We start from the raw sequence: 15,501 nt of genomic DNA on the forward strand, positions 1-15,501 counted from the left end.
CCGCTGCCGCACGAGACCTCCCGAATGAAAAAACTCTTCACTCGCTGTGCGTTAATCCTCACCGGCTGCGCGTTGCTCAGCGCCGGCGCCATGGCCAATGACGACGCGTCGTGCAAAACCGTGCGCATGGGCGTGGTCAACTGGACTGACGTCATCGCCACCAGCGGCATGGCCGACGTGCTGCTCAACGGCCTCGGCTACGAGAGCAAGCAGACCAGCGCGGTGCAGCAGATCATCTTTGCCGGTATTCGCGACAAGCGTCTGGACATCTTCCTCGGTTACTGGAAACCGGCGATGGACAACAACATCGCGCCGTTCCTCGCCGCCCATCAAGTCAAGGTCATGGACCAGCCGAGCCTGGCGGATGCGCAGGCGACGCTGGCAGTGCCGGATTACGTCGCGGCAGCCGGGCTGAAAACCTTTGCCGACATCGCCAGGTTCAAGGATCAGCTCGGCGGCAAGATCTACGGCATCGAACCGGGTAGCGGCGCCAACACCACGATCAACACCATGATCGAGACCAACCACTTCGGTCTGAAGGATTTCAAGATCGTCGAGTCGGGCGAGGCGGGCATGCTGGCCGCCGTGCAGCGCGCGGTGAATCGCAAGGAGTTCGTGGTGTTCGTCGGCTGGACCCCGCACCCGATGAATATCAACATGAAGATCACTTACCTGACCGGCAGCGAAGACGTCTACGGCCCCAACGAAGGCGCCGCGACCGTGTCCACCGTCACCTCGCCGGATTACGCCGAGCGCTGCCCGAACGTGTATCGACTGCTGGAAAACCTCACCTTCAGCGCCGCTCAGGAAAGTCAGTTGATGGTGCCGATCATGGCGCGCAAGACCCCGCAGGAAGTGGCGAAGAACTGGCTGCGTGAACACCCCGAGGATCTGCAGCGCTGGCTGGCGGGGGTCAGCAGTTTTGATGGCAAAGAAGGTGTGGCTGCGGTTCAGGCCAGCCTCAAGCCCTGAAGATAGGTGAATGATTTTTTTGTGGCGCGGGCGCTTGCTCCGCAGGATTGCGAGGCGGACCCAGGGCTGTTTCGAGCACTACGCGCCTGAGCGGGAGCAAGTTCCCTCGCCACAGTTCTGCCACTCTGCAAATAGCTGCTGCATCGAGGGCTTATGGCTCACTACCAGCTTTCGTCGGCCATGGCGGATTTCGTCGCCAGAACCCTCAGTTTCACCAGCGATGACAGCAGCATCAACGGCCTGCGTCGCGACTACGATGAAATGTGTCGAGCCTTCACTCCGCCAATCCCGGCGGGACTTGGAGTCGTGGATTTCCGGTTGCGCGGCGTGGCGGTGCGCTCGTATCGCCCGCCCATAGAGCCCCCGGCCGCCGGCTGGCCCAGCATTCTCTACCTGCATGGCGGCGGCTGGGTGGTCGGCGGCCTCGATTCCCACGACTTCATCTGCTTCGAGCTCGCCGTGGCATTGGGCGCGATGGTGGTGGCGGTGGATTATCGGCTGGCGCCTGAACACCCCTTTCCCGCCGGGTTTGCGGATTGCCTGAGTGTCTGGCGCGCCTTGCGCAGCGGGCCGTTCCGGTTTGATCGAGAAAAAATGCTGGTGGCCGGTGACAGCGCAGGTGGCAATCTCGCCGCCGCGTTGTGCCTGGCGTTGCGCGATGCCGGGGAGCCGCTGCCTACAGCGCAAGTGCTGCTCTATCCCGGCCTTGGCGGCGACGAACGATTGCCATCCCGCAGCGAGTGTGCCGATGCGCCGTTGCTCGGCAGCACAGACGTCGACTGCTATCACGCGCTCTACCTGCGCGGCACCGCGCGGCCGAACGCGTACGCCATGCCGTTGCTCGCCGAGGACTTCAGCGGATTACCGCCGGCGTTCATCGCCGTCGCGCAATTCGATCCCCTGCGCGACGACGGCGTGCGCTACGCCGAACGGTTGCCAGACGCTACCCTCTATTACGGCGAAGGGCTTGTGCACGGTTGTTTGCGCGCGCTTGGCCAGGTCGCCGAGGTCGACCGGCTCTACGAAAACCTGTTGAGGTACATGGCTGACAAAATGTGACTGCGTACGGGCATGCTCATTGACGTAAATCGGGTTTATGATGCCTGACGGCAGAATAATAGAAGTCCCCCCAGGGATGACCTCGACCCCTTACGGAGCACGCAATGCAGACATTGTTTCCGCAGATCAAACCCCATGCCCGGCACGATCTGGCTGTCGATGACACCCATACGCTGTATGTCGATGAAAGCGGTTCGCCGGAGGGTTTGCCGGTGGTGTTCATCCACGGCGGCCCCGGCGCCGGTTGTGACGCCCAGAGCCGTCGTTATTTCGATCCGAACCTGTACCGTATCGTCACTTTCGACCAGCGCGGCTGCGGACGCTCCACTCCACACGCCAGCCTGGAAAACAACACCACCTGGGATCTGGTCGCCGACCTCGAGCGTATCCGCAAACACCTGGGCATCGACAAATGGGTGCTGTTCGGCGGTTCGTGGGGCTCGACCCTGGCGCTGGCCTATGCGCAAACCCATCCGGAGCGTGTCCACGGTCTGATCCTGCGCGGGATCTTCCTCTGCCGCCCGCAGGAAATCGAGTGGTTCTATCAGGCCGGGGCCAGCCGTCTGTTCCCCGACTACTGGCAGGACTACATCGCGCCGATTCCGCTGGACGAGCGCGACGATCTGCTCAGCGCCTTCCACAAGCGCCTGACTGGCAACGACCAGATCGCCCAGATGCACGCGGCCAAAGCCTGGTCGACCTGGGAAGGGCGCACCGCGACCCTGCGGCCGAATCCGCTGGTGGTCGATCGCTTCTCCGAACCACAGCGCGCGCTGTCGATTGCGCGGATCGAATGCCATTACTTCACCAACAACGCCTTCCTCGAGCCGAATCAACTGATTCGCGACATGGGCAAGATCGCCCACCTGCCGGGCGTGATCATCCACGGTCGTTACGATGTGATCTGTCCACTCGACAACGCCTGGGAATTGCATCAGGCCTGGCCGAACAGCGAGCTGCAGGTGATTCGCGACGCCGGGCACGCCGCGTCCGAACCGGGTATCACCGATGCGCTGGTCCGTGCGGCCAGTAACATGGCACGGCGCCTGCTCGACCTGCCGCCCGAAGAAGCATGAAGGGCCTGTTGCAGCGCGTGCGCGGTGCGCGGGTTGAAGTCGCGGGTGAAGTGGTCGGCGCGGTCGATCACGGTTTGCTGGTGCTGGTGGCGGTCGAACCCGACGACACGCGTACCAGCGCCGACAAACTTCTGCATAAACTGCTTAACTATCGGGTATTCAGTGACGCGGAGGGCAAGATGAACTTGTCTCTCGCTGATGTGGGCGGTGGGTTGCTGCTGGTCTCGCAGTTTACGCTGGCGGCCGACACCAAAAGCGGGTTGCGCCCGAGCTTTTCGACGGCCGCGCCACCGGCCTTGGGCGAGGAATTGTTCGACTATCTATTGAGCAGTGCGAAACAGGTGCATGGCACTGTGGCATCAGGTAGATTCGGCGCCGATATGCAGGTGCATTTGGTCAACGATGGCCCGGTTACCTTTTTGTTACAGACCTGAAAGCGCTTGAAACACCTTTTTAGGAAATTTCGACTGTTTTTAGGGTGTTTTCGCGATAAATACTTTGTTACCCCTGATGCGTTGTCATGCGGGCTACTAGATAATCGCGCGCACTGGGATCAGCGTTCGCTGATTCATTTTTGACTTAGGTAGAGACTTGTCTGGATCCGATTGGGGAATCATTTTGCCCCATCGGAGTCGGAACAATGCTCGCCAACCTGGTATGAGCGGTCTGTACGGCCATTTTTGCCAGCATTATTTCGAGGGCCAGGGAGTCAGAGACAAGGCGCTGCGACGACTCATAGCTTGCTATGGGGAGGAGCGGCAACCAAGTATCTGATTCCTGGAACCGAAATAAGCTGACAAAAATGGCCACACAGACGGCTTGCTGGCCGTTGGTTTTTTGATCTGTTTTCGGCGAGGGTTGCTCGTGATTGTTAGTCCCTGTAATGCAGCAAAAATGTCTGCCAAACGCATGCGAAGTGCCCTGGTAGCGGGTTCGGCGCTCCTGTGCCTGCTCAGCGCCGGTCAGCTTTGGGCGTTCAATCTTGACGATGTATCGGCCAAGGCCAAAGAGCTGGCCGGGCAGAAGTTCGAAGCCCCGCGCAGCAACCTGCCGAACGAATTCCGCGACATGAAGTTCGCGGACTATCAGAAAATCCGCTTCCTCACCGAAAAGGCTGAGTGGGCTGATCAGAAGACCCCGTTCAAACTGTCCTTCTATCACCAGGGTATGCACTTCGATACACCGGTGAAAATCAATGAAATCACAGCGAACACCGTTGAAGAGATCAAATACGATCCGACGCGCTTCGATTTCGGCGACCTGAAATTCGATCCGAAAGCCACTGAACAACTGGGTTATGCCGGTTTCCGTGTGCTGTACCCGATCAACAAGGCCGACAAGCAAGACGAAATCATGACCATGCTCGGCGCGAGCTACTTCCGCGTCGTTGGCAAGGGTCATACCTACGGTCTGTCGGCCCGTGGCCTGGCAATCGACACCGCGCTGCCGTCGGGCGAAGAGTTCCCGCGTTTCCGTGAGTTCTGGATTCAACAGCCGAAGCCGGGCGACAAGCACCTGGTGATCTTCGCCCTGCTGGATTCGCCACGTGCCACCGGTGCCTACCGCCTGATCCTGCGTCCGGGCAGCGACACCATTGTCGACGTCAAGGCGCAGATGTTCCTGCGTGACAAGGTCGGCAAACTGGGCATCGCACCGTTGACCAGCATGTTCCTGTTCGGCGCCAACCAGCCGTCGAAAGTACTCAACTACCGTCGTGAACTGCACGACTCCAGCGGTCTGTCGATCCATGCCGGCAACGGCGAGTGGATCTGGCGTCCACTGAACAACCCGAAACACCTGGCCGTGAGCAACTTCAGCGTCGAGAACCCGCGTGGTTTCGGTCTGCTGCAACGTGGCCGCGACTTCAGCCACTACGAAGACCTCGACGATCGCTACGACAAGCGCCCAAGCGCCTGGATCGAGCCGAAGGGCGAGTGGGGCAAGGGCTCCGTTGATCTGGTAGAGATTCCGACCGCCGACGAAACCAACGACAACATCGTTGCGTTCTGGAGCCCGGAAAAAATGCCGGAGCCAGGTCAGCCACTGGACTTCGCCTACCGCCTGCACTGGACCATGGATGAAGCGGCGATTCACGCCCCCGACAGCGCCTGGGTCAAGCAGACCCTGCGTTCGACCGGTGACGTCAAGCAGTCGAACCTGATCCGTCAGCCGGACGGCAGCGTCGCTTACCTGGTCGATTTCGAAGGTCCGTCGCTGGCCGCTCTGGCCCCGGATGCCGACGTGCGCAGTCAGGTCAGTGTTGGCGACAACGCCGAGCTGGTTGAAAACAGCGTGCGCTACAACCCGGAAACCAAAGGCTGGCGCCTGACCCTGCGGATGAAAATCAAGGACGCGAGCAAGTCCACCGAGATGCGTGCCGCGCTGGTACAGCCGGTCGTGACCGCTGATCTGGCGAAATCGATGCCGGCGTCCAACTCGTCCGTCGCCAAGGCCGACAAGGTAGCCGCCAAGCAACAAGAGAAAATCGACAAGGAAGCCAAGGCCGCCGAAGCCAAACAGGCCGATGCCAAGCCCGCTGCAGATGCCAAGGACAAGGCCAACAAAGACGCCAAGCAGCCAGCGGCTGCGAACGCGGCCCCAGCCACACCGGAATCGGCACCGACTGAAGAAGTCCTGACCGAGACCTGGAGCTATCAGTTGCCTGCCGATGAGTAACTCTCAAGTACAGCCAGAGACTCTGTCCGAGTACCTGGCGCATCTGCCGATGACCGACGAGCAGCGCGCGGAACTCGCGGGCTGCCAGTCGTTCAGCGAGCTGCATGAACGCCTGTCGTCTTCGACGTTCGACGCCCCTGCCGAAGCCGCCCAGGCTTCGGTGGGCAAGCGCCTGACGCTGAGCACCGCCGAAGAACTGGCCGACGCCGAGATGCTGGTGCTCGACGCCAGCGGCCGCGTCAGCCTCAAGGCGACGCCGCCGATCCGACGGACCAAAGTCGTACCGGAGCCGTGGCGCACCAATATTCTGGTGCGCGGCTGGCGCCGTCTGACCGGCCGCACCAACCCGCCGCAGCCGCCGAAAGACGCCAACGTGTTGCCGGCCGCGCGCTGGCGCACCGTTGGCTCGATCCGTCGCTACATTCTGTTGCTGCTGATGCTCGGCCAGACCATCGTCGCCGGCTGGTACATGAAAGGCATCATGCCGTACCAGGGCTGGTCGTTCGTCGATCTGGAAGAAGTCCTGCACCAACCGCTGCTGCAAACTGCCACGCAAGTGCTGCCGTATGCGCTGCAAACCAGCATCCTGATCCTGTTCGGGATTCTGTTCTGCTGGGTGTCGGCGGGTTTCTGGACCGCGTTGATGGGCTTCCTCGAGTTGCTCACCGGTCACGATAAATACCGTATCTCCGGTAAAAGCGCCGGTAACGAGCCGATTGCCAAAGACGCGCGTACCGCGTTGGTCATGCCGATCTGCAACGAAGACGTGCCGCGCGTGTTCGCCGGTTTGCGGGCGACGTTCGAATCGGTCGCTGCCACCGGTGATCTGGACCGCTTCGACTTCTTTGTCCTCAGCGACAGTAACGACACCGATATCTGCGTCGCCGAGCAACAGGCCTGGCTGGATGTCTGCCGCGAAGCCAAGGGTTTCGGCAAGATCTTCTATCGCCGCCGTCGCCGTCGTGTGAAACGCAAGAGCGGCAACCTCGACGACTTCTGCCGTCGCTGGGGCGGTGACTACAAGTACATGGTCGTGCTCGACGCCGACTCGGTGATGAGCGGCGAGTGTCTGACCAGTCTGGTGCGCCTGATGGAAGCCACGCCGGACGCCGGGATTATCCAGACCGCGCCGCGTGCGTCGGGCATGGACACCCTGTATGCGCGCATGCAGCAGTTCGCCACGCGTGTGTATGGCCCGCTGTTCACCGCCGGTCTGCACTTCTGGCAGCTGGGTGAGTCCCACTACTGGGGTCACAACGCGATCATCCGCATGAAGCCGTTCATCGACCACTGCGCCCTGGCGCCGTTGCCGGGCAAAGGTGCGTTCTCCGGTGCGATCCTGTCCCACGACTTCGTTGAAGCCGCGCTGATGCGCCGTGCCGGTTGGGGCGTGTGGATTGCCTACGACCTGCCGGGCAGCTACGAAGAACTGCCGCCGAACCTGCTCGACGAACTCAAGCGTGACCGTCGCTGGTGCCACGGCAACCTGATGAACTTCCGCCTGTTCCTGGTAAAAGGTATGCACCCGGTGCACCGTGCGGTGTTCCTCACCGGCGTGATGTCTTACCTGTCGGCGCCGTTGTGGTTCTTCTTCCTGGTGTTGTCGACTGCGCTGCTGGCGGTGAACACGCTGATGGAGCCGCAGTACTTCCTCGAACCGCGCCAGCTCTATCCGTTGTGGCCACAATGGCACCCGGACAAGGCGATCGCGCTGTTCTCGACCACCATCGTGCTGCTGTTCCTGCCGAAACTGTTGAGCATCATCCTGATCTGGGCCAAGGGCGCGAAAGAGTTCGGTGGCAAGTTCAAGGTGACCCTGTCGATGCTGCTGGAGATGCTGTTCTCCATGCTGCTGGCGCCGGTGCGGATGATTTTCCACACCCGTTTCGTCCTTGCCGCGTTCCTCGGCTGGGCCGCGACCTGGAACTCGCCGCAGCGTGACGACGACTCGACGCCCTGGAGCGAAGCGGTCAAACGCCACGGTCCGCAGACCCTGCTGGGTTTCTGCTGGGCGCTGCTGGTGATCTGGCTGAACCCGAGCTTCCTGTGGTGGCTGGTGCCGATCGTCGGTTCGTTGATGCTGTCGATCCCGGTGTCGGTGATCTCCAGCCGTGTCGGTCTGGGTCTCAAGTCCCGTGACGAGAGCCTGTTCCTCATCCCAGAGGAATACAATCCGCCACAGGCGCTGCTGGCGACCGACCAGTACACCCACGAGAACCGTTGGCACGCGCTGAAGGACGGCTTCGTCCGCGCCGTGGTCGATCCGCAGCAGAACGCCCTGGCGTGCTCGCTGGCGACCTCGCGACACGGTCAGGCCGAGCCGATCGAATGGCTGCGTCAGGAACGGGTGCGTCACGCCCTGAAAGCTGGCCCGGCGGCGCTGAGCAACCATGATCGCCTGCAACTGCTGAGCGATCCGGTGGCCCTGGCGCGTCTGCACGAGCTGGTCTGGGCCGAAGGTCACGCCGAGTGGCTGGATGCCTGGCGCGCTTCGGTGAAAGCCGATCCGCATGCGCCATTGCTGCCGCTGCGACCGGTGAGCCTGCAGGCGCAACCGGCCTGATAAAGAAACCCCGCTAGCCAGCGGGGTTTTTTTATGGCGCTGAAAAAGGCCCTCACCCTAGCCCTCTCCCAGAGGGAGAGGGGACCGACCGCGTTGAACATTCGAGTTACACCGACCTGATTCTGCTTTGCCGAATCCATAATCGACTCGATCTTTCAGGTCGGCGTATAGCTTGAGACACCTCGGTCGGCCCTCTCTCCCTCGGGGGGAGGGCTGGGCGGCGTTCCGATGAGGGTCAGCTCTTGATTGTTAAACAAATCATCCATTAAACCTTGTGCAAAAAAACGAGTGCGTTAGCATCCGTCCCCGAATTGGCGCACCCGGGCTTTTTTGCCCGCCTCTGTTGGTTTTCGCGCCGCAATTGCAATGGTTTTGGGGACTTGAAGATGAAGAAGTATCTGTCGATGCTGCTGGTCGGCGTCACGGCACTGGTTGCAGTCAATGCGGCGCACGCCGGCGCGATCGACGACGCGGTCAAGCGCGGCACCTTGAAAGTCGGCATGGACCCGACCTACATGCCGTTCGAGATGACCAACAAGCGCGGCGAGATCATCGGCTTCGAAGTCGACATCCTCAAAGCCATGTCCAAGGCCATGGGCGTCAAGCTGGAGCTGGTGTCGACCGGTTACGACGGGATCATCCCGGCACTGATGACCGACAAATTCGACATGATCGGCAGCGGCATGACCCTGACCCAGGAGCGCAACCTGCGCCTGAACTTCAGCGAACCGTTCATCGTTGTCGGCCAGACCCTGCTGATCCGCAAGGAGCTGGAAGGCACCATCAAGTCCTATAAAGACCTGAACACCGCCGACTACCGCATCACCTCCAAGCTCGGCACCACCGGCGAGATGGTCGCCAAGAAACTGATCGCCAAAGCCAAATACCACGGCTACGACAACGAGCAGGAAGCGGTGCTCGACGTGGTCAATGGCAAGGCTGACGCCTTCATCTATGACGCGCCGTACAACGTGGTGGCGGTGAACAAGGTCGGCGCCGGCAAACTGGTGTTCCTCGACAAGCCGTTCACCTACGAGCCGCTGGCCTTCGGTCTGAAGAAGGGCGACTACGACAGCCTCAACTTCATCAACAACTTCCTGCACCAGATCCACGAAGACGGCACCTACGATCGTATCCATGACAAGTGGTTCAAGAGCACCGAGTGGCTCAAGGACATGGAATAAGCCCGGTCAGATAGACCGAGTTGCCCCATTCGCGAGCAAGCTCGCTCCCACAGTGATTGTGTGAACACCACAAATCCACTGTGGGAGCGAGCTTGCTCGCGAAGAGGCCCTCCAGAGCAACACAAAATCCGGAACCTGCAATGAAACAGAAAAAAGCCCAATGGCCCTGGCACGTCCTCACCGTGCTGGTGTTGGTCGGCCTGGCGGGCGCGTTGTATTACGCCACGTCGCTGATGTCCTACGAATGGCGCTGGAACCGCGTGCCACAGTATTTCGCCTATCAGGCCGAAGAATCCCAGCGCGCCACCGACATATCCACGGTCACCGAACTGGTGCGCAAGGGCGGCAGCGCCCAAGTCACCCTGCGTAGCGACGCCGGTGACGAGCAGCACCTGACGGTCGACGAGAACAGCCTGCAATTCGCTCAGGGCGACGATGTGGCTGAAGGCGACGTCGTGGGCGTGACCCGGCATTGGGCCGCAGGGCCGTTGTTGTGGGGGCTGTGGACGACGCTGTGGCTGTCGGTGGTGTCCGGCGTGCTCGGGTTGTTGATCGGTCTGGTCACCGGGCTGTGCCGCCTGTCGAGCAACCCGACACTGCGCGACCTGTCGAGCATCTACGTCGAACTGGTGCGCGGCACACCGCTGCTGGTGCAGATCTTCATTTTCTACTTCTTCATCGGCACGGTGATGAACCTGTCCCGCGAGTTCGCCGGGATCGCCGCGTTGTCGCTGTTCACGGGTGCTTATGTGGCGGAGATCATCCGTTCCGGCGTGCAGTCGATTGCCCGCGGGCAGAACGAAGCGGCGCGTTCGCTCGGCTTGAGCGCTGGCCAGTCGATGCGTCACGTGGTGCTGCCGCAAGCGTTCAAGCGCGTGCTGCCGCCGCTGGCCGGGCAGTTCATCAGTCTGGTCAAGGACACCTCGCTGGTGTCGGTGATTGCGATTACCGAGCTGCTGAAAAGTGGTCGCGAAGTCATCACCACCTCGTTCTCGCCGTTCGAAATCCTGTTCTGCGTCGCCGGCCTGTACCTGTTGATCAACCTGCCGCTGTCGAAAATCGCCAGCCGGCTTGAGCGGAGGCTCGCGCAAAGTGATTGAAGTCCGCGATCTGGTAAAAGTCTTCGACACCCGTGGTCTGGTAGTCCGCGCTGTGGATCACGTCACTACCACGGTGGCCAAGGGCGAAGTGCTGGTGGTGATCGGTCCGTCGGGTTCCGGCAAATCGACCTTCCTGCGTTGCCTCAATGGTCTGGAAGCGTTCGACTCGGGTTCGGTCAGCATCGACGGCCTGCAACTGGCCGACCCGAAAACCGACGTCAACGCCTACCGCCGCGAAGTCGGCATGGTGTTCCAGCACTTCAACTTGTTCCCGCACATGACCGTGCTGGAAAACCTCTGCCTCGCGCAGAAAGTCGTGCGCAAGCGCGGGCAGAAGGAAAGCGAGGCCAAGGCCCTGGCGTTGCTGGAGAAGGTCGGTATCGCACAGAAGGCGCGGGAATACCCTTCACGCCTGTCCGGCGGTCAACAACAGCGCGTGGCGATTGCCCGGGCGCTGGCGATGGACCCGAAAGTGATGCTGTTCGACGAACCGACGTCGGCCCTCGACCCGGAAATGGTCGGTGAAGTGCTGGACGTGATGAAGGGGTTGGCCGTGGAAGGCATGACCATGGTCTGCGTCACCCACGAAATGGGTTTTGCCCGGGAAGTGGCGGATCGGGTGTTGTTTTTCGATCACGGCAAGTTGCTGGAAGATGCGGCGCCGGCAGAGTTCTTTGATGCACCGAAGGATCCGCGCGCTCAGGCTTTCCTGCGTCAGGTCCTGTAACGGCGGCGTCCCCTCGGACGCCATCGCTGGCAAGCCAGCTCCCACCGTGAGTGGGTTGAACACAACCGTTGTGATCGACATAAATCCTGTGGGAGCTGGCTTGCCAGCGATAGCATCACCTCGGTTCCCAGTGAACCGAGGCAGATGAATCACCTCAAACCTTGAAGCGCCCCACCAACGTCTGCAAATGCGTCCCCAGCCGCGCCAGCTCAACACTGGACGCCGCAGTCTCTTCACTGGCCGCCGAGGTCTGATCCGACACATCCCGCACATTCAGCACGCTACGGTTGATCTCCTCGGCCACGGCGCTCTGCTGCTCGGCTGCTGCCGCAATCTGCTGGTTCATCGCCTGAATCGCCGACACGGTGCGGGTGATGCTTTCCAGCGAACCACCGGCGCGACGGGTCAGTTCGACGCTGCTGTCGGTCAGGGAGCGGCTGTTGTCCATGATCGTCGCCACTTGCTGGGTGCCGTTTTGCAGGCCGACGATCAGCTCTTCGATCTCTTCGGTGGACTTCTGGGTGCGCTGGGCGAGGCTGCGCACTTCATCCGCGACCACGGCAAAACCACGACCCGCCTCACCGGCACGGGCGGCTTCGATGGCGGCGTTGAGCGCCAGCAAGTTGGTTTGTTGGGCCACGGATTTGATCACGTCGAGCACGCTGCCGATCTTGTCGCTTTCGCGCTTGAGTTCGCCCATGGCCTCGGTGGAATGACCGACTTCAACCGCCAGACGTTCGATCTGCGCGATCGCTTCACCGACCACCTTGTCGCCTTCGCGGGCCTGCTGGTCGGCGGCCACGGCGGCTTCGGAAGCTTCCTCGGCGTTGCGTGCGACTTCCTGCACGGTGGCGGCCATTTCGTTCATGGCGGTGGCGACCTGGTCGGTTTCGATCTTCTGATTGTTGACCCCGGCGCTGGTCTGCTCGGTGACCGCCGACAGCTCTTCGGCAGCGCTGGCAATTTGGGTCACGCCATCGCTGATGCCACCGATCAGCTCGCGCAGGCCTTGGGTCATGCTTTGCATCGAGCGCTGTAACTGCCCGAGTTCGTCGCGGCGCTGCGACACGAGGTTGTGGGTCAGATCACCGGCGGCCACTTGTTCGGCGACTTTCAGGGTCTGGTTCAGCGGAATGATGATCTGCCGGGTGATTGCCCAGGCGGCCAGCAGGCCGAAGGCCACGGCGAGCAGGGTGGCGATGATCAACATGTTCTTGGCGTGCGCGGCATCGGTGTCGCGCACCACGGTTTGCGATTGGGTGAGCTTCTTGCTGACGTCGAGGAGGATGTCGCCCTGAGCCGTCATGGTGGCCCCGGCCCTGGCATTGTTCACCTGCGAGTCGCGGAACTGAGCGACTGCCGCACGATAGGCCTTGATCGAGTCGGTGGCCTGTTGCAGGTTGGCGATGTGCTGCTCGGGCAATTTCGCCGGCAGGCTGTCGAGGTTTTTCAGGGCATTGTCGATGGCATCCAGCGCGGGCTGCTCCGCATCGGCCTTGCCGCTGTAGGTGTAGCCGCGCACCTGATAACGCGCCTGCTGCAACAGTTTGCTCAGCTCGATCACGCTGTTGAATTGCGCGACGCTGTCACCCTGCAGCAGGGATTTCTCGACGTCCGCGACCTTGGCCACGGCATTGTCGGCATTGGCGCCGAGTTTGCTGCGCGCGTCTTCGCGCTGCACGGTGGCCTGGGTCATCTCGGCGAAGGCGCGCTTGTACTCGGCGACGGCGGCCAGTTGCTGATCGACCATCGCCGCATCAGAAGGCTGCTCGATCAGACCGCGCGCGGTTTGCAGGCCGCTGGCGAGTTTGGCCAACAGCTCATTGACCGCGCCCGGGCCTTGTTCGCCACGACGAGCTTCATAGTCCAGACGGGCCAGGCGCAGGTCCTTGGTCAGCTCATTGAGGCTGGAGATGAAGCCGAGCTTGTCACCGCGGCTGATGATGCCGCCCATGCCGGTCCAGCCGGTGAAGGTAATCAACAGCGTCAGCAACAGCACCAGGCCGAAACCGATGCCCAGCTTGCGTTTGACACTGACGTTCCCAAGATTCTCGGCTAACCAACGGTACATGCGACGACTCCCCTCGGACCACTAATTGGACTTATGGAGAGGGTATCGGCCGAGTGATGGCAATCTGTAACGCCATTTATCCGGGGTGAAGCTCCCTCGCCACAGAGGTTGCGCGTCGGATTTAGAACAGGCGGGCGAGGAGGGCGGTGACGGCGGTTTCGACGCGCAGGATGCGCTCGCCCAGTTGCACCGGTTGCAGGCCGGACTTGCCCAACAGGTCGATTTCGTAGGGGATCCAGCCGCCTTCCGGGCCGATCGCCAGTGTCACCGGTTCGCTCAGCGCACGCGGGCACGGCGGGTAGTTACCGGGATGACCGACCAGGCCGAGGGTGCCTTCGGTGATCGCCGGCAGGCGGTCTTCGACGAATGGCTTGAAGCGTTTCTCAATGATGATGTCCGGCAGCACGGTATCGCGGGCCTGCTCGAGACCGAGGATCAGATTCTCGCGAATTGCTTCCGGCTCCAGGAACGGCGTCTGCCAGAAGCTCTTCTCGACCCGGTAGCTGTTGACCAGAATTACCTTCGATACGCCCATGGTCGCCACGGTCTGGAACACCCGCCGCAGCATCTTCGGACGCGGCAGGGCCAACACCAGGGTCAGCGGCAGCTTGGCCGGCGGTGGCTGATCGAGGGTGACGCGCAGTTCGGCTTCGCCGGCCTCGAGGCGCAGCAGTTCGGCCGAACCCATCAGGCCGTTGATGCGTCCGACCCGCAGGCTGTCACCGACTTCGGAGCGATGCACTTCCTGCATGTGGGTCAGGCGCCGGTCACGCAGCACGACGCGGTCGGCCGCGATGAAGTCGGCCTCTTCGAGCAACAGCAGGTTCATGCCTGGGTCGCTGGCGGCTGGTCGTTGTGATCGTCGGCCGGGGTTTCGTCCGGGCGTTCGCGCTTGCTGATCAGTCCACCGAACAGGATGCCGATTTCAAACAGCATCCACATCGGCACGGCCAGCAGGGTCTGCGAGAAGATGTCCGGAGGCGTGAGGATCATGCCGACCACGAAGCAGCCGATGATCACGTACGGGCGGATTTTCTTCAGGTAGGCCACGTCGACTACGCCGATCCACACCAGCAGCACAACAGCCACCGGGATCTCGAACGCCACGCCGAAGGCGAAGAACAGCGTCATGACGAAATCGAGGTAACTGGCGATGTCGGTCATCATTTCCACGCCGGCCGGGGTGGCCGCAGCGAAGAACTTGAAGATCAGCGGGAACACGAAGTAATAGGCGAACGCCATGCCGGTGTAGAACAGCAGGATGCTGGAAACCAGCAGCGGCACCGCGATGCGCTTCTCATGCTTGTACAGGCCCGGCGCGATAAAGCCCCAGATCTGATGCAGGATTACCGGGATCGCGAGGAACAGCGAGACCATCATCGTCAGCTTCAGCGGTGTCAGAAATGGCGATGACACGTCGGTGGCGATCATCGTCGCGCCGACCGGCAGGTACTGGCGCAGCGGCGTCGAGACGAAGGTGTAGATTTGCTGGGTGAAGGCGAACAGCCCGGCGAAGATGATGAAGATCGCCGCCACGCAACGCAGCAGGCGGGTGCGCAACTCGGTGAGGTGCGAAACCAGCGGCATGTGCTGGTCGTTTTCGGGGAGATCGCTCATGGGGCTCGCGGCGGCAATGTAGGGTCGTGAGGGGCCGGCGCAACAGGCGCGGCGGCTGGAGCAACGTGTTCAACCGAAGTTTGTGCAGCGGCGGGCGCTGGTTCTGTCGGTGTCATGACAGGTGCACTGGCGGCTGCAGGTGGTGTCGCAGCAGCAGGGCTGTGAATCGTCTGCTCACCCACGTGCTCGACCGGTGTCGGTTCCTGCTGAACCGGCGTGAAAATCTTCCGCGCCTCCTGCTCCAGCGACAGAATGTGCTCGTTGTGCAGTTGCCGACGGATCTCGTCGGCACCGATTTCACGTTCAACTTCCTGTTTGATCGCGTTGAAGCTGCGCTTCAGCCGCCCGACCCACAGGCCGGCGGTGCGCGCAGCGCCCGGCAGACGCTCGGGACCCAGCACCAGCAGGGCGACGAGGCCGACGAGCAGCAGTTCAGAGAAGCTGATACCAAACATT

At 61.7% G+C, this 15,501-nt stretch carries 13 protein-coding genes and 1 pseudogene; 9 read left to right on the top strand and 5 right to left on the bottom strand.

Going from position 1 to position 15,501, the window contains the following annotated elements:
• Positions 1-24: 24 nt before the first annotated feature.
• From PseuLF5_RS27450 to PseuLF5_RS27490, 9 genes are all read left to right on the top strand, one after another.
• A complete protein-coding gene (locus PseuLF5_RS27450) occupies positions 25-972 on the top strand; it encodes a choline ABC transporter substrate-binding protein (protein WP_222833836.1) in 948 nt (315 codons plus the stop codon).
• A gap of 153 nt (positions 973-1,125) precedes the next feature.
• Complete coding sequence (locus tag PseuLF5_RS27455; protein WP_340135067.1) at positions 1,126-2,031, top strand: alpha/beta hydrolase; 906 nt, start codon at positions 1,126-1,128, stop codon at positions 2,029-2,031.
• Between the two features lie 104 nt (positions 2,032-2,135).
• Positions 2,136-3,107 carry a prolyl aminopeptidase gene (gene pip, locus PseuLF5_RS27460; RefSeq protein WP_064117068.1) on the top strand — a complete coding sequence of 324 codons (972 nt, stop codon included), beginning with the start codon at positions 2,136-2,138 and terminating at the stop codon, positions 3,105-3,107.
• The gene (gene dtd / locus PseuLF5_RS27465; RefSeq protein WP_007909321.1) at positions 3,104-3,541 is read left to right on the top strand and encodes a D-aminoacyl-tRNA deacylase; all 438 of its coding nucleotides are present in this window, start codon (positions 3,104-3,106) and stop codon (positions 3,539-3,541) included. The genes pip and dtd overlap by 4 nt, the downstream gene beginning before the upstream one ends.
• A 460-nt stretch (positions 3,542-4,001) precedes the next feature.
• Positions 4,002-5,783 carry a glucan biosynthesis protein G gene (locus PseuLF5_RS27470; RefSeq protein ID WP_186746241.1) on the top strand — a complete coding sequence of 594 codons (1,782 nt, stop codon included), beginning with the start codon at positions 4,002-4,004 and terminating at the stop codon, positions 5,781-5,783.
• Entirely contained in the window at positions 5,776-8,346 is a 2,571-nt protein-coding gene (mdoH, locus tag PseuLF5_RS27475; RefSeq protein WP_123470708.1) for a glucans biosynthesis glucosyltransferase MdoH, read from the top strand. The genes PseuLF5_RS27470 and mdoH overlap by 8 nt, the downstream gene beginning before the upstream one ends.
• A 386-nt stretch (positions 8,347-8,732) precedes the next feature.
• Positions 8,733-9,530, top strand: a complete 798-nt coding sequence (locus PseuLF5_RS27480) for a transporter substrate-binding domain-containing protein (protein ID WP_041071500.1) — start codon at positions 8,733-8,735, stop codon at positions 9,528-9,530.
• A gap of 140 nt (positions 9,531-9,670) precedes the next feature.
• Positions 9,671-10,630 (top strand): amino acid ABC transporter permease, encoded by a 960-nt coding sequence (locus tag PseuLF5_RS27485; protein WP_340135068.1) that lies wholly within the window; start codon positions 9,671-9,673, stop codon positions 10,628-10,630.
• Positions 10,623-11,357, top strand: coding sequence for an amino acid ABC transporter ATP-binding protein (locus tag PseuLF5_RS27490; RefSeq protein ID WP_340135069.1), 735 nt, complete (start codon positions 10,623-10,625; stop codon positions 11,355-11,357). The genes PseuLF5_RS27485 and PseuLF5_RS27490 overlap by 8 nt, the downstream gene beginning before the upstream one ends.
• A 154-nt stretch (positions 11,358-11,511) precedes the next feature.
• On the opposite strand, the gene PseuLF5_RS28400 is transcribed toward PseuLF5_RS27490, so the two are convergent.
• The 5 genes and pseudogenes from PseuLF5_RS28400 to tatB form a co-directional block, all read right to left on the bottom strand.
• Positions 11,512-12,384, bottom strand: a complete 873-nt coding sequence (locus PseuLF5_RS28400; RefSeq protein ID WP_371921338.1) for a methyl-accepting chemotaxis protein — start codon at positions 12,382-12,384, stop codon at positions 11,512-11,514.
• Positions 12,367-13,428, bottom strand: a pseudogene (locus PseuLF5_RS28405) (methyl-accepting chemotaxis protein); the annotation flags it as partial. The pseudogene PseuLF5_RS28405 and the gene PseuLF5_RS28400, both read right to left, overlap by 18 nt.
• Positions 13,429-13,549: 121 nt before the next feature.
• Complete coding sequence (locus PseuLF5_RS27500; protein WP_123470716.1) at positions 13,550-14,257, bottom strand: 16S rRNA (uracil(1498)-N(3))-methyltransferase; 708 nt, start codon at positions 14,255-14,257, stop codon at positions 13,550-13,552.
• Positions 14,254-15,045, bottom strand: a complete 792-nt coding sequence (gene tatC / locus PseuLF5_RS27505; RefSeq protein ID WP_038360030.1) for a twin-arginine translocase subunit TatC — start codon at positions 15,043-15,045, stop codon at positions 14,254-14,256. Before tatC ends, PseuLF5_RS27500 begins: the two co-directional genes overlap by 4 nt.
• Positions 15,042-15,500 (bottom strand): Sec-independent protein translocase protein TatB, encoded by a 459-nt coding sequence (gene tatB / locus PseuLF5_RS27510; protein WP_123470718.1) that lies wholly within the window; start codon positions 15,498-15,500, stop codon positions 15,042-15,044. The genes tatC and tatB overlap by 4 nt, the downstream gene beginning before the upstream one ends.
• Position 15,501 lies beyond the last annotated feature (1 nt).

It is taken from the genome of Pseudomonas sp. LF-5 (assembly GCF_037626295.1).
Classification (GTDB): domain Bacteria; phylum Pseudomonadota; class Gammaproteobacteria; order Pseudomonadales; family Pseudomonadaceae; genus Aquipseudomonas; species Aquipseudomonas monsensis.